The 23,616-nt window shown below is 72.7% G+C and carries 16 protein-coding genes; 9 read left to right on the top strand and 7 right to left on the bottom strand.

From position 1 onward, the window contains the following. Positions 1–69 precede the first annotated feature (69 nt). From FK530_RS15840 to murJ, 3 genes are read left to right on the top strand one after another with little or no spacing between them, the layout of a single operon-like run. Positions 70–1,002 carry an NUDIX hydrolase gene (locus tag FK530_RS15840; protein WP_191834213.1) on the top strand — a complete coding sequence of 311 codons (933 nt, stop codon included), beginning with the start codon at positions 70–72 and terminating at the stop codon, positions 1,000–1,002. Then, the gene (locus FK530_RS15835) at positions 999–3,470 is read left to right on the top strand and encodes a glycoprotein (RefSeq protein ID WP_146488005.1); all 2,472 of its coding nucleotides are present in this window, start codon (positions 999–1,001) and stop codon (positions 3,468–3,470) included. The genes FK530_RS15840 and FK530_RS15835 overlap by 4 nt, the downstream gene beginning before the upstream one ends. After that, entirely contained in the window at positions 3,467–7,150 is a 3,684-nt protein-coding gene (murJ, locus tag FK530_RS15830) for a murein biosynthesis integral membrane protein MurJ (protein ID WP_146488004.1), read from the top strand. Before FK530_RS15835 ends, murJ begins: the two co-directional genes overlap by 4 nt. On the opposite strand, the gene FK530_RS15825 is transcribed toward murJ, so the two are convergent. Beyond that, positions 7,122–8,006, bottom strand: a complete 885-nt coding sequence (locus FK530_RS15825) for a hypothetical protein (RefSeq protein WP_146488003.1) — start codon at positions 8,004–8,006, stop codon at positions 7,122–7,124. The two genes, murJ and FK530_RS15825, sit on opposite strands and share 29 nt — an antisense overlap. A gap of 113 nt (positions 8,007–8,119) precedes the next feature. On the opposite strand from FK530_RS15825, the gene FK530_RS15820 reads away from it, so the two are divergent. Continuing rightward, on the top strand, positions 8,120–8,731 hold the full coding sequence (locus FK530_RS15820) for a DNA-3-methyladenine glycosylase I (protein WP_146488002.1): 612 nt from the start codon (positions 8,120–8,122) through the stop codon (positions 8,729–8,731). Positions 8,732–8,797: 66 nt separating this feature from the next. Here the strand turns inward: FK530_RS15820 and FK530_RS15815 are convergent, their stop codons facing one another. Next, a complete protein-coding gene (locus tag FK530_RS15815) occupies positions 8,798–12,250 on the bottom strand; it encodes a bifunctional proline dehydrogenase/L-glutamate gamma-semialdehyde dehydrogenase (RefSeq protein WP_146488001.1) in 3,453 nt (1,150 codons plus the stop codon). Between the two features lie 204 nt (positions 12,251–12,454). Between FK530_RS15815 and sigM the strand changes: the two genes are divergently transcribed. The 5 genes from sigM to FK530_RS15790 all read left to right on the top strand — a co-directional run bounded on the left by sigM (position 12,455) and on the right by FK530_RS15790 (position 16,530). After that, entirely contained in the window at positions 12,455–13,093 is a 639-nt protein-coding gene (gene sigM, locus FK530_RS15810; protein ID WP_146488000.1) for an RNA polymerase sigma factor SigM, read from the top strand. A gap of 110 nt (positions 13,094–13,203) precedes the next feature. After that, positions 13,204–13,818 carry an RsmA family anti-sigma factor gene (locus tag FK530_RS15805; RefSeq protein ID WP_146487999.1) on the top strand — a complete coding sequence of 205 codons (615 nt, stop codon included), beginning with the start codon at positions 13,204–13,206 and terminating at the stop codon, positions 13,816–13,818. Between the two features lie 100 nt (positions 13,819–13,918). After that, positions 13,919–14,875 carry a thioredoxin-disulfide reductase gene (gene trxB / locus FK530_RS15800; protein ID WP_146487998.1) on the top strand — a complete coding sequence of 319 codons (957 nt, stop codon included), beginning with the start codon at positions 13,919–13,921 and terminating at the stop codon, positions 14,873–14,875. Positions 14,876–14,912: 37 nt separating this feature from the next. Further along, complete coding sequence (trxA, locus tag FK530_RS15795) at positions 14,913–15,236, top strand: thioredoxin (protein WP_146487997.1); 324 nt, start codon at positions 14,913–14,915, stop codon at positions 15,234–15,236. A gap of 100 nt (positions 15,237–15,336) precedes the next feature. Continuing rightward, entirely contained in the window at positions 15,337–16,530 is a 1,194-nt protein-coding gene (locus tag FK530_RS15790) for an N-acetylmuramoyl-L-alanine amidase (protein WP_146487996.1), read from the top strand. Between the two features lie 182 nt (positions 16,531–16,712). On the opposite strand, the gene FK530_RS15785 is transcribed toward FK530_RS15790, so the two are convergent. The 5 genes from FK530_RS15785 to FK530_RS15765 all read right to left on the bottom strand — a co-directional run bounded on the left by FK530_RS15785 (position 16,713) and on the right by FK530_RS15765 (position 23,593). After that, positions 16,713–17,435 carry an acetyltransferase gene (locus FK530_RS15785; protein WP_231706664.1) on the bottom strand — a complete coding sequence of 241 codons (723 nt, stop codon included), beginning with the start codon at positions 17,433–17,435 and terminating at the stop codon, positions 16,713–16,715. A gap of 6 nt (positions 17,436–17,441) precedes the next feature. Continuing rightward, positions 17,442–18,479 (bottom strand): ParB/RepB/Spo0J family partition protein, encoded by a 1,038-nt coding sequence (locus FK530_RS15780; protein WP_146487995.1) that lies wholly within the window; start codon positions 18,477–18,479, stop codon positions 17,442–17,444. A 2-nt stretch (positions 18,480–18,481) separates the two neighbouring features. Continuing rightward, entirely contained in the window at positions 18,482–19,396 is a 915-nt protein-coding gene (locus tag FK530_RS15775) for a ParA family protein (RefSeq protein WP_146487994.1), read from the bottom strand. A gap of 2,820 nt (positions 19,397–22,216) precedes the next feature. After that, a complete protein-coding gene (gene rsmG / locus FK530_RS15770; protein ID WP_146488063.1) occupies positions 22,217–22,879 on the bottom strand; it encodes a 16S rRNA (guanine(527)-N(7))-methyltransferase RsmG in 663 nt (220 codons plus the stop codon). Between the two features lie 165 nt (positions 22,880–23,044). Further along, positions 23,045–23,593, bottom strand: coding sequence for a Jag family protein (locus FK530_RS15765; protein ID WP_146487993.1), 549 nt, complete (start codon positions 23,591–23,593; stop codon positions 23,045–23,047). Positions 23,594–23,616 lie beyond the last annotated feature (23 nt).

The following is a 23,616-nucleotide window of genomic DNA, read 5'->3' as shown; positions in this document are numbered from 1 at the left end:
CCAGTCTACTGCCGGGGGGAAAACACGACGGTGGCGTATGGGAGCGCAACCGGCCAGTAGCATCGGGGGGTGACCTCCGCCGAATCCGCCGACTCCCCGGGACGCCCGCAGCGCCCGGGTTCCGTCGGCGACTCCGCGGGCGGGACGCCCTCCCGGCCCCGGCGCAGGCGGCGCCGCGGGGGCCGTGGACGCGGTCGGGGCCAGCTCTCCGCCGTCACCGAACAGCAGGCGAAACCCGAGGTCGACAGCGCACCGTCGGAGCCCGCCCCTGCGGCGAAGCCCACGCGGAAGCAGGGGACCCCCACCTCCAAGGCGAAGCGGCCCGTACCCGGACGCGCGCGGCCCGACCCGCGCATCCGGACGGTCCGCGAGACCTCCGCCGGCGGCCTCGTGGTGGCGGGGCTCGACGGGGACGAGGAGCTGCGGGCCGCGCTCATCGGGCGCGTCGACCGCCGCGGTCGCACCCTGTGGTCGCTGCCCAAGGGCCACATCGAGACCGGGGAGACGGCCGAGCTGACCGCGATCCGGGAGGTCGCCGAGGAGACGGGCCTCACCGGCTCGGTCCTCGCGCCGATCGGCAAGATCGACTACTGGTTCGCGGTGGAGGGCCGCCGCGTGCACAAGACCGTGCACCACTTCCTCCTGTCCTGGCAGAGCGGTGACCTCTCGACCGAGGACTACGAGGTGTCCGAGGTGGCCTGGGTGCCGCTGGGCGAGCTCGCGACCCGCCTCACCTACTCCGACGAGCGCAAACTCGTCGCCACCGCGCGCACCGTGATCGAGGACCTGGCGGCCGATCCGGACGAGCTCGCGGCCCGGGTGGCGGCGGCACCGCGCAGCGAGCCCTCCGCCTACGAGCGCGCCGCGGCCGAGCGCAACGCCGTCCGCAACGACCCGCCGAAGCCCCGCCGGCGGCGCGGCGGGCGCCGCACGCGCGGTCGGCGCGGCGGCGGGGGCGGCGGCAGCGGGAGCGGCGGGAGCGGCGGGAGCGGTCAGACGTGACCCGGTCGGCCCGCCTGCTGTGCGTGCTGACGCTCCTGATCGCGATCACCGGCCTGCCCGCGCCGAGCGGGGCCGGTCTTCCGGACGCGCAGTTCGTGCGGATCAACGTCGACGAGGTCACCTCGCGGATCACCGAGACCTCCCCGAACGAAGTGGTGGTGCGCGGCACCGTCGAGAACTTCGGCGACCGCGACGTCAGCGACCTGGACCTGCGTATCCAGCGCGCGCCGGCGGTCTCGACGTCCGCGCAGTTGCGCTCCGATCTCGTCGCCGACAACAACGTCTACGACACCCTGGGCCGGTTCGAGCCCGTCTCCAAGGTCCTCAAGCCGGGGCAACGGACCTCCTTCAGCGTCTCCATCCCCGTGCGGCCCTCGCCCGCGACGCGCGGCGCCACCCTCGGGATCGACCGGCCCGGCGTCTACCCGCTCCTGCTCAACCTGAACGGCAAGCCCGCGTACGGCGGCGCGGCCCGGCTCGACGACTCCCGGACACTGCTGCCGGTCCTCGGCCTGCCCGACGGGACCGCCGACGCGCCGGACGCGGTCGACAGGGCGGTGACCTCGTCGCCCGCGCAGGTCACGCTGCTGTGGCCGCTGGCGGACCATCCGAAGCTCGCGGGCGGCGTGCCCGGCGGCGGCGACACCCCCGTCCGCCTCGTCGACGACGCGCTCGCCGGGTCGCTGGCCGAGGGCGGCCGGCTCGACGGACTGCTCACGGCCTACGAGGAGGCCACCCGCGGCCCGGACCCGCGGCGCACCGCGCTGCGCACCGCCGCATGCCTCGCCGTCGATCCCGACCTGCTGGTCACGGTCCAGGCCATGACCTCCCCGTACCGGGTCGCCCGTAATCCCGCCGACCCACGCGGCCCCAGCACCGCCGGCACCGGCAGCGACGAGGCGAGCGCCTGGCTGGACAAGCTCAAGCGCGTCGCCGCCGAGTCGTGCGTGGTCGCGCTGCCCTTCGGCCAGGTCGACCTCGAGGCCCTCGGCCGCTCCGCGGAGCCCTCGCTGCAGCGCGCCGCGCTGGACACGCCGTCCGACGTCATCGACTCCATCCTCGGCGTGCAGTCGGTGCGCGGCGTCGCGATCCCCGCGTCGGGCGTGCTCCTGTCCGACGGTGCGCGGCAGCTCCGCGCCTCCGACGTCTCGGCGACGGTCGTGGCCGCCACCGCGGTGAAGCCGCCGGAGCGCGGCCCCGGCACCCCGTCGGGCATCGTGCCGGTGGGCCAGGGGATCGGCGCGGCAGTCTTCGACCCCAGCGTCTCCGCGGCGCTCGCGGCGATGGGCGGGGTCTCCGACGCGGCCGAGCGCGGCGTGACGCCCGGTGCGACCGGCACCGTCCCCTCCTCGTCGACCTTCACGATGTCCGAGGAGTCGGCGGCCATGCGGCGGCAGGCGGCCGTCGGTGCGGTCACCGCGGCCGCGCTCGACCCGACCCAGCGCTACGCGCCGCCCGGCGGGTGGGCGGCGAGCACCGCGACCGATCCCGTCGCGCGGGTCACCGGCCGATCCACGCTGATCGTGCCGCCGCAGGTGTGGGCGGCGGGCCCGGAGGACGCCCGCGCGGTGCTCGACGCCGTGTCCGCCCAGTTCGGGGCGGGCATCTCCGGCCCGCGCACGTTCCGCGACGTCGTGGCATCGGCGCAGTCGACGGGTCGCGATCCCGCGCGGAACGCCGCGCCCTGGACACTCCGCCAGCCCGAGGAGACCACGGCCTCGCGGGTCCCGGACCGGATCGTCACCACGGCGGCCGCGCACGTGCGGCAGGTCGACCAGCTCGGTGCCTCCTTGCTCCCGCTGCCGAAGACCCCGCTCACGCCCCGCGTCTACACCTCGCCGCTGCGCGAGGACGCGGTGCGCGCGCTCCGCTGGGCGCCGGCGCGGTCCGCGGTCGACGGTGACGCCTCGATCCGCCTGACGGCCGCGCGGGCATCGATGTCGGCGCAGTTGTCCTCCGTACGCTTCGTCAGCCCCGGCGGCGCGTACACGCTCGCCTCGGACAAGTCGCCGCTGCTCATCGTGGCGCGTAACGACTTGCCGCTGCCGATCCGCACCGTCATCGACTGGACGGCCCCCGAGGGGGTCACGATCGACGCCTCGGAGGTGCAGGAGCTGCCCGCGCGCGGCACCCGGCAGATCGAGCTGCCCACCACGGTCGATTACTCGCGGCAGATCTCCGTGCAGCTGACGCTGCGCTCGAGCAGCAACATGCCGCTGGGCGATCCGATCTCCGTCTCCGTGCATTCCAATGCGTACGGCAAATCGCTGTTCTGGATCACCTGCGGCGCCGGGATCCTGCTGGTCCTGCTCGCGGGCCGACGCCTGTGGCGCCGGTTCCGCGGCCGTCCCGACCCCGCCGACGCGGACCGTCCCCCCGCGGACGAGCACGAGAAGCGGATCGCGAACAGTTACGCTGCACATCGACCGCCCGCCCCGCACGAGAACCCGGAACCGAAGGACACATGAGCCGCGCCGAGCCCCGGCACATCCCGCCGAGCAGCACTCCCGCCGCCGGTGGGAAGGACAGCGGCGGCACCGCCTCCCTCCTGCGCTCCACCGGCTCCGTCGCGGTCGCCACGCTCACCTCCCGCGTCACCGGCTTCCTGCGCACCGTGCTCCTCGCGGCCATCCTCGGCCCCGCCATCGCCTCGGCGTTCAGCATCGCCAACCAGATGCCGCAGCAGGTGTCCGAGCTCGTGCTCGGCCAGGTCCTCACCGCTCTGGTCATCCCCGTGCTCGTCCGCGCGGAGATGGAGGACAAGGACCGCGGCCAGGCCTTCTTCGAGCGCCTCTTCACGCTCTCCTTGACCATCCTGGGCGTCGCCCTGGTCGTCTCGCTGGCGCTGTCCCCGGTGCTGGTGGGACTGCTCGTGGGGGGCTCCAAGGTCGACGAGGGCCTGACGCAGGCGCTCGTGATCATGTTCCTGCCGCAGCTGATGTTCTACGGGCTCTCGGCGCTGTTCACGGCGATGCTCAACACCCGCGACGAGTTCAAACCCGGCGCGTGGGCGCCGGTCGCGTGCAACACCGTGCAGATCGCCACCCTGGTGACCTTCTACCTCATGCCCGGCGAGCTGACCCTGAACCCGACCGCAATGGGCCAGCCGAAGCTGCTCGTGCTCGGCATCGGCAGCACGCTGGGCGTCGTGCTGCAGGCGCTGATCCAGATCCCCGCGATGCGCCGCTCCGGGATCAAGCTGCGCCTTCGGTGGGGTGTCGACGACCGGCTCAAGCACTTCGGCAGCATGGGCATCGCGATCGTCACGTACGTCTTCATCTCGCAGGCGGGCTGGTACGCGGTCACGCCGATCCTGTCCCACGCCTCCGACGGCGGTCCCGCGATCCACCAGTACGCGTGGATGGTCCTCCAGCTGCCCTACGGCGTCATCGGCGTCGCGCTGTTGACCGCCGTGATGCCCCGCCTGTCGCGCAACGCCGCCGAAGGCAACCGGAACGCGGTGCTCGACGACCTGTCGGTCGCCACCCGACTCACCATGGTGGCCCTGGTGCCGATCGTGGCCTTCATGACGGTCTTCGGACCGTCCATCGGCCGCGCGTTGTTCAACTTCGGCCAATTCTCCCAGGACGACGCCAACTTCCTCGGCACCGCGATCTCGTTCTCGGCGTTCGTCCTGATCCCGTACGCCATGGTGCTCATCCATCTGCGGGTCTTCTACGCCCAGGAACGGGCCTGGATCCCGACCGGCATCGTCATCGCGATCGTCGCCGTGCAGATCGCGCTGTCCTACCTGGTGCCGGTCTTCGTGGACGACGACCACCGGATCGTCGAGTTCGTCGGCACCGCGCGCGGCCTGGCCTACACGGCGGGCGCGATCATGGGGTGGTACCTCCTGCGCCGGACCCTCGGGCCACTGCACCTGACCAACGTCACCGGCACGCTGATCCGCACCACGACCGTCTCGGTACTGGTGACGGTGACCGTCTACCTGATCATGCAGATCGACGGGCTGCAGCGGATGGACAAGAGCGGTTCCCTGGGCGCGCTGGTGTTCCTTGCAATCGCAGGCGTACTGTGCATGACGTTGATCTACGCGCTGCTCGCCCTCTGGCGGGTACCGGACGTGCTGGCGATCCTGGCACCCCTACGGCGCATCGCGGCCCGGTTCGTCCCGGCCCTGCGGCCGAGCGCACCGTCGGAACCGGCGCGCGAGGCCTCCCGCGCCCCGGACACCCGGGAGCTGCGACTCGACGAGCTGGAGGCCTACGCGAGCCTCCGCCGCGAGGAGATCACCGCCCAGCTGCCGCGGATCGCCGACGACATCGGCCTCCCGTATGCTGGTCAAAGCCATGTTCCCCGGCGTCCGCGGGCGAGCGCAGAACAACCGACCACGGGCCTTCGATACCGCAGAAGAGGAGCATTCGCAGTGACCGAGGACGACTCCGCACGCATGTCCGGCCACGAGGCACCCAGCACCGGTCAGATGCGACTGCCGTCCCAGCCGCCGGCGCAGGCGGGTCTCCCGGCCGGGTCCGACCAGGGCGACGCCGCCTGGGACGACGACGCCCCGCGCGGGCCCGAGCTCATCCCCGGCGCGGTCGTCGCGGGCGGCCGGTACCGGCTCATCGAGCACTACGGCGGTATCCGCGGGCTCCAGTTCTGGCAGGCCCGCGACATCAACCTCGACCGCGACGTCGCGCTCACCTTCGTCGACTCCGAGCAGACGGCGCCCGTCCCGGAACGCGGCGCGCAGATCAGCCTGCGCGGCGAGGGCCCCCAGTCGATCCTCTCCCGCACCCTGCGCCTGGGCCGCGTGCACTCGAACGGCCTGGCCCGCGTCCTCGACGTGGTGCGCGGCAGCTCGGGCGGCATCGTGGTCGCGGAGTGGATCCCCAGCAGCTCGCTGGCCGACGTGGCGGGCACGCATCCGTCCGCGATCGGCGCGGCGAAGGCCGTGCGCGCGCTGGCGAGCGCCGCGGAGGGCGCGCACCGCGCCGGCGCCGCTCTCTCGATCGACCACCCCGACCGGGTGCGCATCTCGCAGGACGGCCACGCCTTCCTCGCCTTCCCGGGCACGCTGGCCGACGCCTCCAAGGAGTCGGATGTCCGCGGGCTCGGCGCCGTGCTCTACGCACTCCTGCTCGAGCGGTGGCCGCTCGACGACGCGACGGGGCGCACCGTGACCACGGGGACGGGCACCGTCGCCGGGATCCGGCAGGCGGACGCCGATGCGAACGGCAACCCCGTCGAGCCGCGGGACGCCAAGCGCGACATCCCGTTCGAGATCTCCGCCGTCGCCACCCGCACGCTCGAGGGCGGCCAGGGCATCCGCACCGCGGCCACGGTGCAGCAGTTGCTGGACCAGGCCTCGGTGGTGGACGTGAAGACGGACCTGCTCGCCGTGGTCCGCGAGGAGGCTCCCCGGGAGGCCCCGCGTCAGTCGCCGGCCGCGGCCGCGCGCCCCGCGCAGAACCCGGTGCCGCTGGACCAGCAGCCCACACCGGCCAAGCGGATCCAGTCGAAGCAGACGCTGCTGCAGCGCGTCTCGGGCGGCAAGAAGAACGTGCCGCTGCTCGTGATCGCGGCGTGCGCGGTGGCGCTGCTCGTCATCATCGGGCTGACGCTGCTGATCAGCAGCCTCACCGGCGGTAAGGACACCCAGTCGGGTGTCGGCTCGCTGTACACCTCCAGCTCCACGGCGGACCAGAGCGCGGCGCCCGCACCGGCCCCTGGGGTCGGTGCGCCGGTCACGGCGACCGATGTCGCACTCGTCGACTTCGCCTCCTCCAAGGACTCCGCCACCAACCTGGCGAACGTCCTCACCGGCAAGACCCCGTCGTGGAAGACCGACACCTACAAGGCCGGCCCCGCCTTCGGCAATCTCAAGAAGGGCGTCGGCTTCCTCGTGACGCTGGAGAAGGCCGTCTCGCTGACCCGCGGCACCATCACCTCACCGAGCGCGGGTAGCACCGTCGAGGTGCGCACCGCGACCAAGGACACGGTCAAGTCGCTGGACGAGACCTCGCTGGTCTGGTCCGGCTCGCTGCGCCAGGGCGCCAACGACTTCCACGTGAGCACGGTGGCGCCGCGCGCCCGTTACGTGCTGGTCTGGATCACGGGCCTGACCAAGCAGTCGGGCAACGACTGGTACACCACGATCAACCAGGTGTCGTTCCAGGGCTCCTGAGCCACTCCGCTTCCGCTGCCCCCTCGATCCGCACCGCACCCTCGTCCGGAACCGAGATCAGCAGCGGGCGAGAGGTTCCCGCGTCCCGGTAGTCGAGGAACCGCACCTGCCACCCGTCCCGGGTCCGGAGGGCCGACTCGACCCGCACGTCCTCGGGGATCTGCAGTCCGCGCGAGCGCGCGTATTCCGCCGCGACGGCTCGGGCCTCCTCGGGCGTGCGACCGGGCACCCCGTTGTACTCGGGTCCTCCGCCCGACCACTGCGTCAGGCCGTGATCCTGTAGCCGGAGCCAGGATCGCTCCAGTGTCCGTTCGGGCGCGAGGTGGCCGAAAGCCGCCCACCAGGTGGCCGCGTCGAGCCACTCGTACTCGCACATCCGTACCAGATGATGCAGACCGTCTCCGTGCTCGAGACGGCCACCGAGGGCGGCCGCGACCTCCGCGGAGCCACCGACCGGCGGGAGCGGCGCACCGGGCAGCAGTTCCTCGTCGGCGGCGAAGGCACCGTCGTCCCAGAATCCCGTCCACGCGTAGCGGCCGGCGCTGACCCGGTGATCGAGCGCGGTGACGTGCTCGAGCCACGACGGGCCCCGCTCGACGCGCTCGGCCGGTCCCGGCGCGCCCGGGACGCGCCACCCGAGGTCGCCGCAGGAGAGCACCGCGCGCTCGGGCCCGAACCAGGCCAGGGTGGCGCCCGCCGTCGACGAGGCGTCGTACCGCGCCACCCCCTGCTCGCGCCCGTCCACGGTGACGCGGAAGGGCAGCGGCGCGCCCGCCGCGGCGAGCACGGGTTGCGCCGCCGCGAGCAGGCACCAGCGGGCGCGGATCACCCGGAGCGGATCGGCACGGTCGGACATGACCGCATCCTCCGCGCACCCGCTGAAGGTCCGCTTGCCCCCGACTTGTCGGTGCCGTGCTCTACGGTGCGGGAAAGGCGCCCGCCGGGCGCGCTCGATCGAGGGGGAACGAGATGACCGAACCGGACGACGGCGTCGTGATCGGCGAGGACGGGCTCGCCCGTCCGGCCTGGGCGGCCGAGGGGCTGCTGCGCGAGTACTACGACACCGAGTGGGGCATGCCGATCCGCGACGAGCGGGGCCTATTCGAGCGGATCGCCTTGGAGGGCTTCCAGGCGGGCCTCTCCTGGGCGACGGTGCTGCGCAAGCGCCCGGCCTTCCGGGCCGGCTTCGCGGACTTCGATCCCGATACGGTGGCCGCGTTCGGCGAGGCGGACGTCGAACGCCTGATGGACGACGCGGGGATCATCCGGAACCGGCAGAAGATCGAGGCCACGATCGGGAACGCCGGTGCCGTCGTGGCCCTGCGGGAGGACGGCGGCCTGGTCGATCTGGTGTGGTCCTTCCGGCCCGAGCGCACACCGGCGCCGCGCACGATGGCGGAGGTGGCCGCCACGTCGCCGGAGTCGGTGGCGCTGTCGAAGGAACTGCGCCGCCGGGGCTTCCGATTCGTGGGACCCACCACCATGTACGCGTTGATGCAGGCGGTCGGCATCGTCGACGATCACCTCGTGGGCAGCCACCGGCGCGGCAGCTCGGGCGTGTGGGCGCCGGACGCCGACTGAGCGCGCCCGGTCCCGCCCCGAGACCGCCGGTCATCCGGGGCGCCGACCACCGGCGCCGCTCGGCACCTACGCGGTGTGCGTGCCCGCCGTGGTGCCGGTTCCGCCGGCGAGGTGGCCGTACCGGTGCCGGGTGGTGCTCACCGCCTGTTCGCGCAGCACACTGAGCAACTCCCGGCGGCCGGAGAGCAGCACCGGGCCACGGAGCGCGCTGTGGCCGTGGCGGGCGGCGGCGGCCGCCACCTCGGGCTCCGGATCGCCCAGCAGCCGGATGCGCACGGGCTCGGCGCGGCCGGCGAGGCCGTCGGCGTAGTCCCGCGCGGTGTGCACCGGGGCCTCGAAGGGCATCGGCGGCGCCGCGGGGCTCAGCGTGACGTCGAGCCGGGTGCCGGTCCGCGCCGCGGCCAGCTGAAGCCGCACGAGGTCGCGCGGCCGGGCCCCCGCACCGACGCGCACCTCGAGGTGGGGGAGCGGACGGTAGCGGAAGACGTTGGTCTCGCTCGCCAGTCCCGTCGGATCGTGCTCGACGCCGAACTCCGTCGCCCAGGCGCGCTCGTCGGAGGCGGCCGCGGCGTGCAGCCAGCGCACGTCGTCCTCGCTCACATTCCGTGCGGCGCTGATGATCCGCTCGCTGAAGACGGTCGGCGCGACCTCGGGTGCGGTGGGCACCGTGCCGTCGGCCCAGCGGCCGAACTGCGCGACGTAGTTCGGGCCGCCGGCCTTGGCGCCGGGCCCGATCGACGAGCGCTTCCACCCGCCGAAGGACTGTCGCTGCACGATGGCGCCGGTCATGTGCCGGTTGATGTAGAGGTTGCCCGCCTCCACCTTCTCCCGCCAGTGGGCGATCTCGTCGGGGTCCAGGCTGTGCAGGCCCGCCGTGAGGCCGTAGCCGGTGGAGTTCTGCAGTCGCAGCGCCTCGTCGAGCGAGGCGGCGCGCATGATGCCGAGCACGGGGCCGAAGAGCTCGGTCGTGTGGAACCAGCTGCCCTCGGCGACCCCGTCGAGCACGCCGGGGGACCAGAAGCGGCCGGCCTCGTCCAGCCGTCGGGGCTCGACCAGCCAGCGCTCGCCTGGCCCGGGCTCGGTCAGGCCCCGCAGCAGTTTGCCGGACGCGGGTTCGATGAGCGGTCCGACGGTGGTGCCGAGATCGTGTCCCTCGCCCACGACGAGCGTGCGCACCGCGTCCTGCAACTGGCCGAGGAACCGCTGCGACGAGCCGACGCTGCCCACGAGGATCGCCAGCGAGGCCGCGGAGCACTTCTGGCCGGCGTGGCCGAAGGCGCTGCGCACCAGGTCGTTCACCGCGAGATCGGGGTCGGCGGCGGGGGTCACGACCATCGCGTTCTTGCCGGAGGTCTCGGCGAGCAGGTCGAGCTCGGGCCGCCAGCCGCGGAACAGCGCGGCGGTCTCGCTGGCACCGGTGAGGACCACCGCGTCGGCGTCCGGATGCGTCACCAGCCGGCGCCCGGCGTCCGCCTCGTCGGCGTTGACGAGCTGGACCAGCCCCGCGGGGACGCCGGCGGCGTGCAGCGCGTCGATCGCCGCGGTGCCGCAGCGCAGCACCTGCGGTGCGGGCTTGATGATCACGGCGGCACCGGCGGCGAGGGCGGCGAGCACCCCGCCGAGCGGGATGGCGACGGGGAAGTTCCACGGCGGGGTGACGACGACGAGACGATGCGGGGTGAAGACGGCCTCGTCGTCGTGCAGGGCGAGGGCGCTCTGCGCGTAGTAGCGGGCGAAGTCGACGGCCTCGGAGATCTCGGGATCCGCCTCGGCGACGGTCTTTCCGGCCTCGTACGACATGACGGTGAGCAGGGCGCCGCGCCGGCGCGCCAGCTCGTCGGCCACGCGGTGCAACACCGCGGCGCGCTCGGCGGCGGGCGAGGAGCCCCATTCCCGCTGGGCCGCGAGCGCGGTGGCGACGGCGGCATCGACCTTCTCCGGATCACTCACCCGCACAGGCGGTTCGACGGTGTCGGGGGCCGCGAGGGCGGCGCGGGCCCATGCGCGGTTCGCGGGCGTCGAAGGGTCGGTGTCCGGCTCGCCGGTGAAGGGGCCGTCGTGCGGTGCGGCGTCCGACGCGGTGCGGTCCTGCACCCGGTTCGGGCCGTCCTGCACAGCGGTGCGGCGGGCGAAGGCGGTGCGGAAGCGCTCCTCCTCCACCGCGATCGCGTCGGGGTCGGGACTGAACATCGAATACAGGAAGTTGTCGCTCGACGCGTTCTCCTCGAGGCGGCGCACCAGGTAACTCACGGCGACGTCGAAGTCGCCGGAGTGCACGACCGGGGTGTAGAGGATCAGGGATCCCACGTCGGCGCGGACGGCCGCGGCCTCCATCGGCGCCATGCCCTGCAGCATCTCGATGTCCAGCTGGCGCTGCACGTCCCGCTGCGCCGCGAGTTCCACCGCGTAGGCCACGGAGAAGAGATTCTGGGAGGCCACGCCGATGCGCAGGGCGTCGGCGTTCTCCGGCTGCAGCGCGGTGTCCACCATGCGCAGGTAGTTCGCGTCCACATCGGCCTTGCTGCCGTAGGTGGCGAGCGGCCAGTCGTGGACCTCGGCGTCCACCCGCTCCATCGCGAGGTTGGCGCCCTTGACGAGGCGCACCTTGACCGGCGCTCCGCCGGCGGCGACGCGGCGACGCGCGAAACCGGTGAGCCGGGCGAGAGCACCCATCGCATCGGGAAGGTAGGCCTGTAGCACGATTCCCGCTGTGAGCGAACGGAACTCGGGCTCGTCGAGGAGCGCGGTGAAGACCTCGATGGTCAGGTGGAGATCCTTGTACTCCTCCATGTCGAGGTTGACGAACTTCCCGCCGTCACGCGCCGTCCGGTAGAGGGGGCGCAGCCGCTCGACGATGCGGTCGCGGTTGCCCTCGAGGTCCCAGGGGACGAGCTGGGCCACCACGGAGGAGACCTTGATCGAGACGTAGTCCACCGAGGGGTTCGCCAGCAGCTCGTGGGTCCGGGCCAGCCGGTTGTCGGCCTCGCCCTGTCCGAGTACGGCCTCGCCGAGCAGATTGAGGTTGAGCCGCACGCCCACCTCGCGGGCTCGCCGCAGGCGGCGCTGCAGATGATCCCCGTCGGCGTCGAAGACCAAGTGTCCCACCAGCTGCCGCAGTCGCAGCCGCGCGACGGGCATGGCGATCGACGGTGCGATCCCGGCGGCGACCGTGCCCGCGCGGAGCAGGGCGGCGTCGACGGGGCTCATGAACGCCCGGCCCGGCGCGCCGCCGGCGGCGGGGGAGACGAGCCGGCGCAGCGCCTTCGCGGCGACCCGGTCGTCCTCGGGACGCGCGACCTCGTCGACGAAGCCCATGGTGAAGGCGACACCGCTCGGATCGTGCAGGAGCGCCGCGAGACTGGAGGTGGCGGCCGCTTCCCGGCGGCCGACCTCGGCGGGGCGTGCGCCACGGCTGGTGCGCAGCCAGCGCTGCGCGCGGGCAACGGCCGCATCGACGACATCGGCGTCGCCGGGGGCGGCGGACGGCAGGGGAGCGGACGGACGGGACGGTTCGACCATGAAAGGCCTCCTGATAGCTCGCGCAGTGAAATGGAGAATCCACAGCGACGGGTGCGCCACCTGGCCTGTACTCAGTGTAGTGCCCATCACACCGGCTCGGCGAGTCCATGCGTGATCGCAAATCCGGAGGGTGATTACGTTTCGTAGATTGAATAGCAAAGAACTGGTCTCGAAACGGTATCGGGCGGCTCTACGATCCCGTGCATGACCGAGTGGGGGAACACCATCTCGCGGGCGGCCGAATCGGGGGATCCGGTGACGGATGCGCAGGGCCCGGCCGCCGCACCGTCGGGCCGCGGGCACGACGGGACCCGCGACGGGGCCTCCGACGAGCGGCTCCTCGCGGATGCCGCGGCCGGCGACGGCGACGCCTTCGCCGAGCTCTTCCACCGGCACGCACGGCAGCTGCGCGCGACGGCACTGCGCACGATCCGCGACTACACCGACGCCGAGGACTGCCTGCAGGACGCGATGCTGCGGGCCTTCCAGCTGTCGCCGACCTTCCGCGGGGACTGCAAGGTGGGGAGCTGGCTGCACCGGATCGTGGTCAACGCCTGCCTGGACCGGGCGCGCCGCAATCAGGTGCGCACGTCGTTGCCGATGCCCGACGACCTGAGCGGCATCGCCTCGGACGAGGGCCGCACCGCGGAGGAGCTGGACCGGCGCCTGTCCGTGGAGGCCGCGCTGCGGATGCTGCCCGAGGATCAGCGGGCGGCGGTGGTCGCCGTCGACATGTACGGGATGTCGGTGACGCAGGCGGCCGAACACCTCGGCGTCGCGCCGGGCACCGTCAAGAGCCGCCGGGCGCGCGCCCGCGTCCGGCTCGAGCGCCTACTGCGCTGACCCGCACGCCGGCGCCCGTCCGGGTCATTCGCGACCCGCACAACGAATATTGAAATCGAGGGGAACCGATCGGCGGGCTGGTGCGTCCAATTCAAGAGAGGAGGATTCCGATGGGGAAGGCAGCACCGCCGGCGGGCGGCGAGGACGACGATCGGCCGCTGAGCCGCGAACAGGACGCCCGACTCGACGCGGCGCTGGCGCAGTACCGCGATCGCACCTTCGAGACCTGGTCCGCACCGGAGGGCTTCACGGCCGAGTCCCCGCTCGGCGATCGCCGCATCGCGGCGGCGATCCGCGCCGCACCGCCTCCCGTCCTGCCGCGACGCCGGCTGCGGTACCGGCTCGGGGCCGCCGCGGCCGCCGTCGGAGTCCTGGCGGTCACCGTCGCGCTCAGCACCCTGCGGGAGGCACCGCCCGAGCCGGAGACCGGAGTCATGCTCGCGGCGGCGACGCCCGGCGGCGACCGAGGGCCCTTCACCGACGTCACGGCGCTCGCCCGCTGCCTCGACACGGCCTCGGTGCCCGCACAGCAGCGCACGCTGCTCGGCGCGGGGCCGATGCAGGTGCGCGGCGACCACGCGACCGTGCTCCTCCTGCCGGGCGGTCGGCTCGGGGACGTCCGACTGCTCGCCGTGACCCCGTCGTGCGCACGCGGGGAGACCTCGTCGGTCCTGGTGAACCGTCTGCTGCCCGGTAGCGCGGGCGCACGCGCGGCCACGCCGTAACCTGGGAGCAGGCGGCGCGGGAACATTGTCGGGCTCGGCGCCGTTGGCACACATGTCGGCCCGGGAGCACCGGGCGGTTCTTCAACAGGTTGGGTGGGTAATGACTGCAGCGGGCACCGATATCGCGGACGTGATCATCATCGGATCGGGTCCGGCCGGATACACGGCGGGCGTCTACGCCGGCCGTGCCGAGCTGACGACCATCCTGTTCGAGGGCACCAACTTCGGCGGCGCCCTGATGACCACCACCGAGGTCGAGAACTACCCCGGCTTCCGCGAGGGCATCATGGGCCCGCAGCTCATGGACGAGATGCGCGAGCAGGCCATCCGTTTCGGCGCCGACCTGCGCATGGAGGACGTCGAATCGGTGCAGCTCGACGGCGAGATCAAGGAGGTCGTCACCTCCGAGGGCACCTACCGCGCTCGCGCGGTGATCCTGGCGATGGGCGCCGCTGCGCGCTACCTGGGCATCCCCGGCGAGGAGGCCCTGCTGGGCCGCGGCGTCAGCGCCTGCGCCACGTGTGACGGCTTCTTCTTCCGGGACCAGGACATCGCCGTGGTCGGCGGCGGCGATTCGGCGATGGAGGAGGCGATCTTCCTCACCAAGTTCGCCAAGTCCGTGACCCTGATCCACCGCAGCGAGAACTTCCGCGCCTCCAAGATCATGCTCGACCGCGCCCGCGCCAACGAGAAGATCCGCTTCCTCACCGACGCCAAGGTCACCGCGGTGCAGGGCGAGAAGTCGGTCGAGTCGCTGCTCGTCGAGAACACCGTGACCGGCGCCGTGGAGACCCTCGAGGTGACCGGCCTGTTCGTGGCGATCGGCCACGATCCCCGGTCCGGCCTGGTCGCGGGACAGATCACCGTCGACGACGACGGTTACGTGCAGGTCGAGGGCCGCAGCACGGCCACCGGCGTGCCCGGCGTCTTCGCCGCGGGCGACCTCGTCGACCACACCTACCGCCAGGCGATCACGGCGGCCGGCAGCGGCTGTTCCGCGGCGATCGACGCCGAGCGCTGGCTCGCGCACCACCGTGAAGCCGCCGTCGCCCAGTAGTCCCATTCCCGAGAACCCCGCACCGAGGAGCACCGCCATGGCCGAGATCGTCACCCTCACCGACGACACCTTCGTCGAGCAGGTCCTGCAGTCCGACAAGCCCGTGCTCGTCGACTTCTGGGCCACCTGGTGCGGGCCCTGCAAGGTGGTCGCGCCCGTCCTGGAACAGCTGGCCGCCGAGCACGGCGACAAGGTGACCTTCGCGAAGATCGAGGTCGACCAGAACCCGGGCGCGCCCCGCGACTACCAGGTGCTCAGCATCCCGACGCTGATCCTGTTCCAGAACGGTAAGCCGACCACCAAGTTGATCGGAGCGAAGAGCAAGTCCGCTATCCTTAAGGAGCTCGACGGCCTGGTGTGATTCGCCGTCGCGTTGGCCGGGGGGCCCCGAGGCCGTATCGTGTACTCGATTTCCCGTCCTCGGGGCGGCCCGCCCATAGGAAGCTAGCGAAGGGTGCTCCATGCCACGCATCAGCCTCGGTGATCACGGTGGCGCCGTGGCGGAGATTCGCGGCATTCTCGCCGACCAGGGTTTCCTCCGCGATTACGTGCCGCCCACCGATCTGGTCGTCGGCGGGTGGACCGTCCCCGAGGCCGTCTTCGACCGGCGGCTGGACCGCGCCACGCGCGCCTTCCAGCAGCAGCGCGGGCTCCTCGTCGACGGTGTCGTCGGCCCCGCCACCTACCGGGCGCTGCGCGAGTCCACCTATCAGCTGGGCGCACGCACGCTGAGCTACATCGCCTCCGCGCCCCCGTCGGGCGACGACGTGGCGGCCCTGCAGGCGCGCCTGCAGAACCTGGGCTTCTACGCCGGCATGATCGACGGCCTCTTCGGCCCGCAGACCCACCTCGGCCTCTCCGCCTACCAGCGCGAGTTCGGCCTCGTCGCGGACGGCATCTGCGGTCCCGCGACGCTCCGCTCGCTCACCTTCCTCGGCTCCCGCGTCACGGGCGGCTCGCCCCATGCCATCCGCGAGGAGGAGCACGTCCGCAGCTCCGGCCCGCGGCTCTCGGGAAAGCGCATCGTCATCGACCCGGGCCTGGGCGGGCCGGACCGGGGCCTCGCCGTGCGCGGGCCCGACGGGCGGCCCATCACCGAGGAGGAGATCCTCTGGGACCTGGGCTCGCGACTCGAGGGCCGAATGGCAGCCGCCGGCATGGAGACGTACCTGTCGCGCCCGCGCGGCATGGACGCCGACGACAGCACCCGCGCGTACACCGCGAACACCTTCGACGCCGACATGATGATCGCGCTGCGCACCGCGCACTACCGCAACGACCGCGCCCACGGCGTGGCCTCGTTCCACTTCGGGAACACGCACGGCGCGAGCTCGAACATCGGCCGCAATCTCGCGGGCTTCATCCAGCGCGAGATCGTCGCGCGGACGCCGCTCACGGACTGCCACTACCACGGCCGCACCTGGGACATCGTGCGTCTCACCCGGATGCCCACGGTGCAGATCGACATCGGCTACATCAGCAACCCGCACGACGCGGCGGTGCTCGCCTCTCCGCAGATGCGCGACACCATCGCCGAGGCGATCCTGGTCGCGGTCAAGCGTCTCTACCTGCTGGGAGAGAACGACCGCCCCACCGGCACATACACTTTCGCCGAGCTGCTCGAACTCGAGGAGAACGCCGAGAACCGGGCCTGACGGTCCGCGGACCCCACGCTCCCGGCTCGCGGCCGGGGGAGCGCACCGTCGGGGCGGAGCGCACCGTATCGAGCGGAAGGCCGCGAAGAGGTCATTGGCGGGCGCCGCCGGGCCATCGGCGGCCCACGGCCCGGCCGAGCTGAGCACCCCCGTTGCGAGGCCCTGAGCGGCCTCGTGCGGCGTCAGTGCTCGCCGGCCCTCCCCACGGGTGCGGCCGCGTCCCCCGTGTCCTCCAGCGCGTTCCTGAGCGCCGCTTCGGCGGCACCGGCCGCGAGCAACTGCTCCAGGGCGTGCTCGACCCCCGCCTTCCAGCCCAGTCCCTCGGAGAGCTCGAGGCGCAACCGCGGGAACCGGTGGTGCGGCGCGACGGTCTCGAAGCCCATCTGCTCCAAGAAGTCCGCATCGGTGAGCGGCGGGGTCTTGCAACCGCACGGACCGCAATCAAGTTGTGCCACAACATCTTCCGTTACCATACCGACGGGGGTGAGCAACGCGAAGGCTTCCACGGCACGGACGCCGCGGCGCACCAGGTCCGTGCACACGGCGCTCACCAGCTCCTCCTTGACCCGCGGGTCCATGCCCGGCTCGGAGCCGACCCAGGTGAGCAGCACGGCGTCGGGACTGATGGGCGCGGTGGGGAAGTGGCCGGCCCGCGGGACGCTGCGGGGCGGCGCGTAGAAGGCCACGCCGACGACCCGGGCGGTGCCGTCGACGGCGTGGTCGATCGCGACCTGCCCGCAGGAGCCCCACTCCAGCATGAGCATCGACAGCCAGGCCTCCTTGTCGAACTCGGTGTCCGTCAGGGTCTCACCGTCGGGCGCGACCTCCCAGTAGACGCAGCGGCGGATGTGCCGCGGGAGGTCGTCGAAGCCACCCAGGGTGAGCGGGACGATCGTCAGCGCCATGGCGGATCACTTCTCGGCGAGGAGCGCGACGATGCGTTCGAGATCGTCGGCGGACCCGACCTCCACGACGATCTTTCCCTTGCGCTTGCCCATCGAGACGGTGACCTTGGTGTCGAGGCGGTCGGCGATCCGGTCGGCCACCTCGCGCAGGCCCGGGTCCGCCGGCTGGCGGCGCTTGGGCGCCGCGGGCACGACGGTGCCGTCGCCGCGGTTCGCCAGCGTCACGGCCTCCTCGGTGGCGCGCACCGAGAGTCCCTCCGCGACGATCCGGGCGGCGAGCGCGTCCTGCGCCTCCGCGCCGGCCTCCAGCGCGAGGAGCGCGCGAGCGTGCCCGGCGGAGAGGACTCCCGCCGCGACCCGGCGCTGCACGGCGACGGGCAGCCGCAGCAGGCGGATCGTGTTGGTGACGACGGGCCGGGAGCGACCGAGCCGGGCGGCGAGCTCGTCGTGCGTGACGCCGAACTCCTCGAGCAGCTGGGCGTAGGCGGCCGCCTCCTCCAGCGGGTTCAGCTGCACCCGGTGGATGTTCTCGAGGAGCGCGTCCCGCAACATGTCGCCGTCGGCGGTCTCCCGCACGATCGCGGGGATCGCGGCGAGGCCGGCCTCCTGGCTGGCGCGCCAGCGCCGCTCGCCCATGACGAGCTGGTACCGGAGCTCGCCCTGCGGCTGGGGGAGCGGCCGCACCACGATCGGCTGCATGAGCCCGAACTCACGGATCGAGTGGACCAGTTCGGCGAGACCCTCCTCGTCGAAGACGGTGCGGGGCTGCTGCGGGTTCGGCTGGATCGCAGCCGGGGCGATCTCCCGGTACACCGCGCCGGACTCCGCGAGGTCCGACGGTGCCGTCCGGTCCGTCGCCGAGGCGGAGGGCTTCCGGGCCGGGCGCTCCCGCGGACCGTCGGAGGCCGGCTTCGGCGGCGTCCCGGGGCGCGCGCCGATGATGAGGTCCGCGGCGTCGCTGCCGAGCCGCGGACCCTCGTCGGGTCCGGTGGGGATGAGTGCGGCGAGACCGCGGCCGAGACCGCCCTTCTTCTGACCGGCCATCCCTACACCGCCTGCCCGGCGCCGCGGAAGGCGAGCTCGCGGCCCGCGTCGAGATAACTCATCGCGCCGCGCGAACCCGGGTCGTAGTCGAGGACCGTCGTGCCGTAGCCGGGCGCCTCCGAGACCTTGACGCTACGGGGGATGGTCGCGCCGAGGACGCGATCGCCGAAGTGGTTGCGCACCTCGGCGGCCACCTGATCGGCGAGCTTGGTCCGCGCGTCGTACATCGTGAGGAGCACGGTCGAGACGTGGAGATCCTTGTTGAGGTGTGACTGCACGAGCTCGATGTTGCGGAGCAGCTGGCCGACGCCCTCGAGTGCGTAGTACTCGCACTGGATCGGGATGAGGACTTCCTTCGCGGCGACGAGCGCGTTCACCGTGAGCAGTCCCAGCGACGGCGGGCAGTCGATGAAGATGTAGTCGAGATCCTCCGCCGCGGCGCTGCCGAGCGCGTTCTTCAGACGCGTCTCGCGCGCCACCATGCTCACGAGCTCGATCTCCGCGCCGGCGAGGTCGATCGTCGCGGGTACGCAGAAGAGGTTGGGGGAGTGCGGGCTCTGCGCCATCGCGTCCTCCAGCGTCGCCTCGCCGAGGAGGAGTTCGTACGTCGACGGAACGCCCGAGCGGTGGTCGACGCCGAGCGCGGTGCTCGCGTTGCCCTGCGGGTCGAGGTCGACGACGAGCACCCGCAGGCCCTGGAGCGCGAGGGCCGCCGCCAGGTTCACGGCGGTGGTGGTCTTGCCGACGCCGCCCTTCTGGTTGGCGATCGTCAGCACCCGGCGCTCCAGGGGCTTGGGCAGGGTGCCCGCCGCCCCGGGGGTCAGGACCTGGCTGGCACGGCGGGCGGCCGCGGCGATGGGGGTGTCGTCTTCAGTGGTTCCACGTGAAACGTCGAAGCCGGATTCGTGATCAGTCACGCGCTCTCCTCAGCTGTTGCCCCTCATCCTAGTTTCTCCGCAGGAGTGCGTCAGCCCCGCCTCGGCGGCGGACGATCCGATCGGCACGCTCCTCCCTCGCCACGCCGGTTCCACGTGAAACGCGGTCGTTCCGTCCGCGCACGTCCCACCGCCGACGCGGCCGCCCCCTCCCCGGCGGGTCGGCCGCGGGCGGATGCCGCCGGCTCCGCGACCGCACGAGGTCGGTCGCGGCCGTTCCGGCACGGCCGCTCGCCGTGGCGGCGCGACGGCGCGCGGCACGGATGCGTCCCTGCCGCGGGCCGCGGCGTCCGGCCCGTCGCCACGCCACCGGCCGACCCGGAATCCCACGCACGCGACGCGGGCACCGCAGACACGGACCGCAAACTCCGTCGCGCATTCTCGGAACAGGCGGTCGCCTGCCGGCTGACGGTTCCATGCCTGCGGCCCGGTCGCGATCTCGGCGATGCTCGGCCGCGCTCCGCCTCCTCCTACCGGCCACCGCCCACTAGCGACCGCGCCGACGATGCTTCCGGTGCCTGGAGCGCCCATCGTCGTGCCCGACCGTCGCGATCGTTCGGCGCTCCGTCACCGTCGGTGCCGTCGGCCGGGAACCGTCGGGGTTCCCGGCGCGGTTTCACGTGGAACCGTTCGCATCGGTCGGCAGAGCCGACATCCGTGAGCGCCGACACCGCATGCGTGGCGGCGAGCACCACCCACGCCTCAGCGCGATGCACCACGGGCGAGCTCGCGGATCACGCAGTGAGGCGCTTCCGCAGATCCGTCGGCGGCGCAGACGCGACGGGGCTCTGCGGCCGTCGCGCACCGTGCGGAATCCGGTCGGCGCGGCCGCCGGGCTCGAGCGCCCCCTCGATCACGCGATGAGGAGCGACGTCGGAGTGCGCTCATAGGCCGCAGTCGGTACGACGGCGGTGCCACCCGGCCCCGGGAGCACCCGCACGCTGTCGCCCGCGAACCGTGGCGAATCGTCTCACAGATCCCGTCACGACGCCGTCGGCCGACCTCCCGCGCGGGGACCGCGGCCGTCGAGTCACGCCGAAGCCTCCGCGCTTCCGAAGACCGGCGACTCGGCCCGCCCTGAGGGCCGGACGAACGCGGGCCCCGCGGCGTCGCGGACGGGTGCCACGCGCACCGCGCCGGCTGACGCACCACCGGTTGTCCGGAGCACGGATGACATCGGCCCGACCCCTCCGATCGTGTTTCCCGTGAAACGGCCGCGGATCCGCGAGCGTCGTCGTCGCACCCTCCTCGGTCGCTGCGTCGGCGGCCCCGACACTGCGGCGACGCCGGCGAGCATGTCCACGTCCGCTGCGGTGCGTGCGCGGTCGGCCCGGCGTGGCCGCGAGCGGCCCGCTGGTTCCACGTGAAACCGTCCCGCCGTCGCCCGGTCCCCGGGTGACACCACCAGACCGTCCGCGGCAAAGAGGGGAGTGGACGCACACGCCCCTTGCACCGGTGCCGGACCGTCGCGAAGCGCGGATCATCACAACACCGCGGTACCGACGCAGCGACGCGCTCCGGCCACGTACGTCCGCGCCGGCAGATGCCCTCGGCATCAGATGACCCGACGGACACCTCGCGCCGCCCGACGGACGGCTCCGTGCGGTCCTCGGTACCCGCCTCCCGCAGCGGGCGACCGCGCGGAACCCCACCACCGGTGGCACGGGGATGCTCCTGCGCGGCCGACCACCGATGCCAGTGGCGGCGCGCTCGCCGTCCCTCCCGCCAGGCGCGCCCGTCCGAGCAGCGGCCCGCCCCGCCACAGGACCGCGGCGCACTGTGTCTGGGACCGTCCGCGCCGTGGGCCCGCCTCCGGGATCGCCGTACGGCCGTCGCACCGGCTTTCCTCACCGTCTCCCGCCGCCGATTCGCGGTGAGCCCACGTGGCGCCCCGGTCCCGCGCACCGGTCGCGCGGGAGCATCTCGACGCCTCGCCGAACGGGGAGCGGGGGAGCGCCGTCGTCTCGTTCCACGTGAAACAGCTCCCTCGCCGGCACCGTCCGGCGCGAACCCCGCCCGTCCGACCGACTGGGTCCGCAACCGCCCGATCGCCCGACAGCGACACACCTCGACGCGCCACCCGTTCACAGCCGCCCGGCTTGCTCGTCACCTCGCCCGCGATCCCGCTCGTCCCCGCAGGCGACCACCCGACGGCGCGCGTCCCCCACGAAGAGTGCGAGGGGCACTCGCGCGTGACCGCAGGAGACCGAGTCCGATCGCCCGATCGCCACGGCAAGCGCACGGGGAGGCGACCCACCCGCAGGGACGGTCCGGCGACACCGGGCCGGCGCAGAGCAAGCCGCGGCGGTCATGGCCGCCCTCTCGCCGAACCGCAATGCCGGACCCAGACGGCCGAGCGGGATGATCGGCTCCCTGCGCGGGGGCACCCCTCCGGCCCCCGAACCTCGGCGGCGCCGCACACCGACCGGGTCCGGTGACCGGGTCCGCGGACAGCGAGAACAAGAGACGAGACGAACTCAGCCCTCATCCCGCGCCGCCAGACCGAGCGCCGCTTGATTGCGGGCCGGCCTGAGGAGGTGCTGCCGGAATCGGCATACTTCCCCACCGGTTCGCGGAGACGGTCGGCCCGCTCCGGAGCTTGTGGCCGACTGGTGCTCCGGACATCGCTGCCACCCGCAGCGCCACCTCATCGGAGCAGCATCGATTTTTCGTACGGACGTACCATTCGTCAGCCGGAAGATGCCATTCCCCGGCTATCGAAATCTCACACTATGTCACGTGTCGAAACTACCCATGGGTAGTCGCGAGGGCGGAATCGGCGCCGGAAATGCCCGTTTCCGGTCAGCGCCGGCCCTTGGATCGCTTCTTCGTCGCCGGGGCGCGGCGCACCGCACGTACCACGGTCGTGGCCGGATCGACGATGCCGACACCGCAGAGGACGACCTCCGGATCACGGAGTCCGGCCTTCGTGAGGATCGCTCCGTGCTCCTCGATCTCCTCGGCCGCCCGCGAGCCCTTGAGCGCAAGCAGCCGACCGCCGTCCCGCAGTAGGGGAGCGGACCACGGGGCGAGCTTGGGGAACCCGGACACCGCCCGCGACGTCACAGCGTCGGCACCACCGACCGCGTCGACGACGGATCGCTCCTCGGCCCGGCCGCGGACCACACGAACGTTGGGAAGACGCGGACCGCAGAACTCCTCGAGGAAGACGGCACGGCGCAGCAGCGGTTCGACGAGGACGACCTCGACGTCCGGCCGCGCGATCGCGACGGGCACCCCGGGCAGGCCCGCACCGCTGCCGATGTCGACGAGCGTCTCGCCGGTCTCCAGCAATTCGCCGAGAACAGCGCAGTTCAAGACGTGGCGCTCCCAGAGCCGCGGCACTTCACGCGGTCCGATCAGACCCCGAACCACGCCATCGGTCGCCAGCACCCGCGCATACTCCTCGGCGAGATCGAGTCGGTCGGCGAAGACCTCCCGCGCGATCGGGGGAGTGGGGGGCAGCGCGTCCGCAGTCGTCTCGCCGTCGGCGGGGTTCTCCGCCACCTCGTCGCGCCGTTCCACGTGAAACCTCTCCTGTCACAAACACACTTCTCGGGCACATCCGCCCGGAAACGACGACGGGCCCCAGGCGCACGGCCCGGGACCCATCGTTCACCTACGTCCAGTCTAGGCGTTGGGGAGTACCACGACGCGACGGTTCGGCTCCGCGCCCTCACTCTCCGAACGCACGCCATCGACCTTGGCGACGGCGTCGTGGACGATCTTGCGCTCGAACGGCGTCATCGGCTTGAGCGACTCCTTCTCACCGGACTCCGCCACCCGCTGCGCGATCTCGGTGCCGAGGCCGGAGAGGCGGGTACGCCGGCTCGCGCGCCAGCCCGCGACGTCGAGCATCAGGCGGCTGCGGTCGCCGGTGGACTGCTGCACCGCGAGCCGGGTCAGCTCCTGCAGGGCGTCCAGCACCTCGCCGCGCTGGCCCACCAGTTTCGCCAGATCCTCGCCACCGTCGATCGCGACGATGGCGCGGCCACCCTCCACGTCGAGGTCGATATCGCCGTCGAAGTCGAGGATGTCGAGCAGCTGCTCGAGGTAGTCGGCGGCGATCTCGCCCTCCTCGACCAGCTCGTCGTCCTCGCTCTCGGGGCTCTCCGCCGAAGCCTCGGCAGGCGCCTCGGTCACGGTCTGCTCCTCCTCGACGGTCACGTCGTCAGGCATGGGTACTCCTTGGGAATTCGATC

This window comes from Tsukamurella conjunctivitidis (assembly GCF_007858475.1).
In the GTDB taxonomy this organism is placed as follows: domain Bacteria; phylum Actinomycetota; class Actinomycetes; order Mycobacteriales; family Mycobacteriaceae; genus Tsukamurella; species Tsukamurella conjunctivitidis.
This window is presented reverse-complemented; position numbering and strand designations above follow the sequence as displayed.

Bases quoted from the DNA above. Each gene is read 5' to 3' on its own strand.
- murJ (WP_146488004.1), top strand. From the start codon at position 3,467: ATGAGCCGCGCCGAGCCCCGGCACATCCCGCCGAGCAGCACTCCCGCC.
- FK530_RS15825 (WP_146488003.1), bottom strand. From the start codon at position 8,006: ATGTCCGACCGTGCCGATCCGCTCCGGGTGATCCGCGCCCGCTGGTGC.
- FK530_RS15820 (WP_146488002.1), top strand. From the start codon at position 8,120: ATGACCGAACCGGACGACGGCGTCGTGATCGGCGAGGACGGGCTCGCC.
- FK530_RS15815 (WP_146488001.1), bottom strand. From the start codon at position 12,250: ATGGTCGAACCGTCCCGTCCGTCCGCTCCCCTGCCGTCCGCCGCCCCC.
- sigM (WP_146488000.1), top strand. From the start codon at position 12,455: ATGACCGAGTGGGGGAACACCATCTCGCGGGCGGCCGAATCGGGGGAT.
- FK530_RS15805 (WP_146487999.1), top strand. From the start codon at position 13,204: ATGGGGAAGGCAGCACCGCCGGCGGGCGGCGAGGACGACGATCGGCCG.
- trxB (WP_146487998.1), top strand. From the start codon at position 13,919: ATGACTGCAGCGGGCACCGATATCGCGGACGTGATCATCATCGGATCG.
- trxA (WP_146487997.1), top strand. From the start codon at position 14,913: ATGGCCGAGATCGTCACCCTCACCGACGACACCTTCGTCGAGCAGGTC.
- FK530_RS15790 (WP_146487996.1), top strand. From the start codon at position 15,337: ATGCCACGCATCAGCCTCGGTGATCACGGTGGCGCCGTGGCGGAGATT.
- FK530_RS15785 (WP_231706664.1), bottom strand. From the start codon at position 17,435: ATGGCGCTGACGATCGTCCCGCTCACCCTGGGTGGCTTCGACGACCTC.
- FK530_RS15780 (WP_146487995.1), bottom strand. From the start codon at position 18,479: ATGGCCGGTCAGAAGAAGGGCGGTCTCGGCCGCGGTCTCGCCGCACTC.
- FK530_RS15765 (WP_146487993.1), bottom strand. From the start codon at position 23,593: ATGCCTGACGACGTGACCGTCGAGGAGGAGCAGACCGTGACCGAGGCG.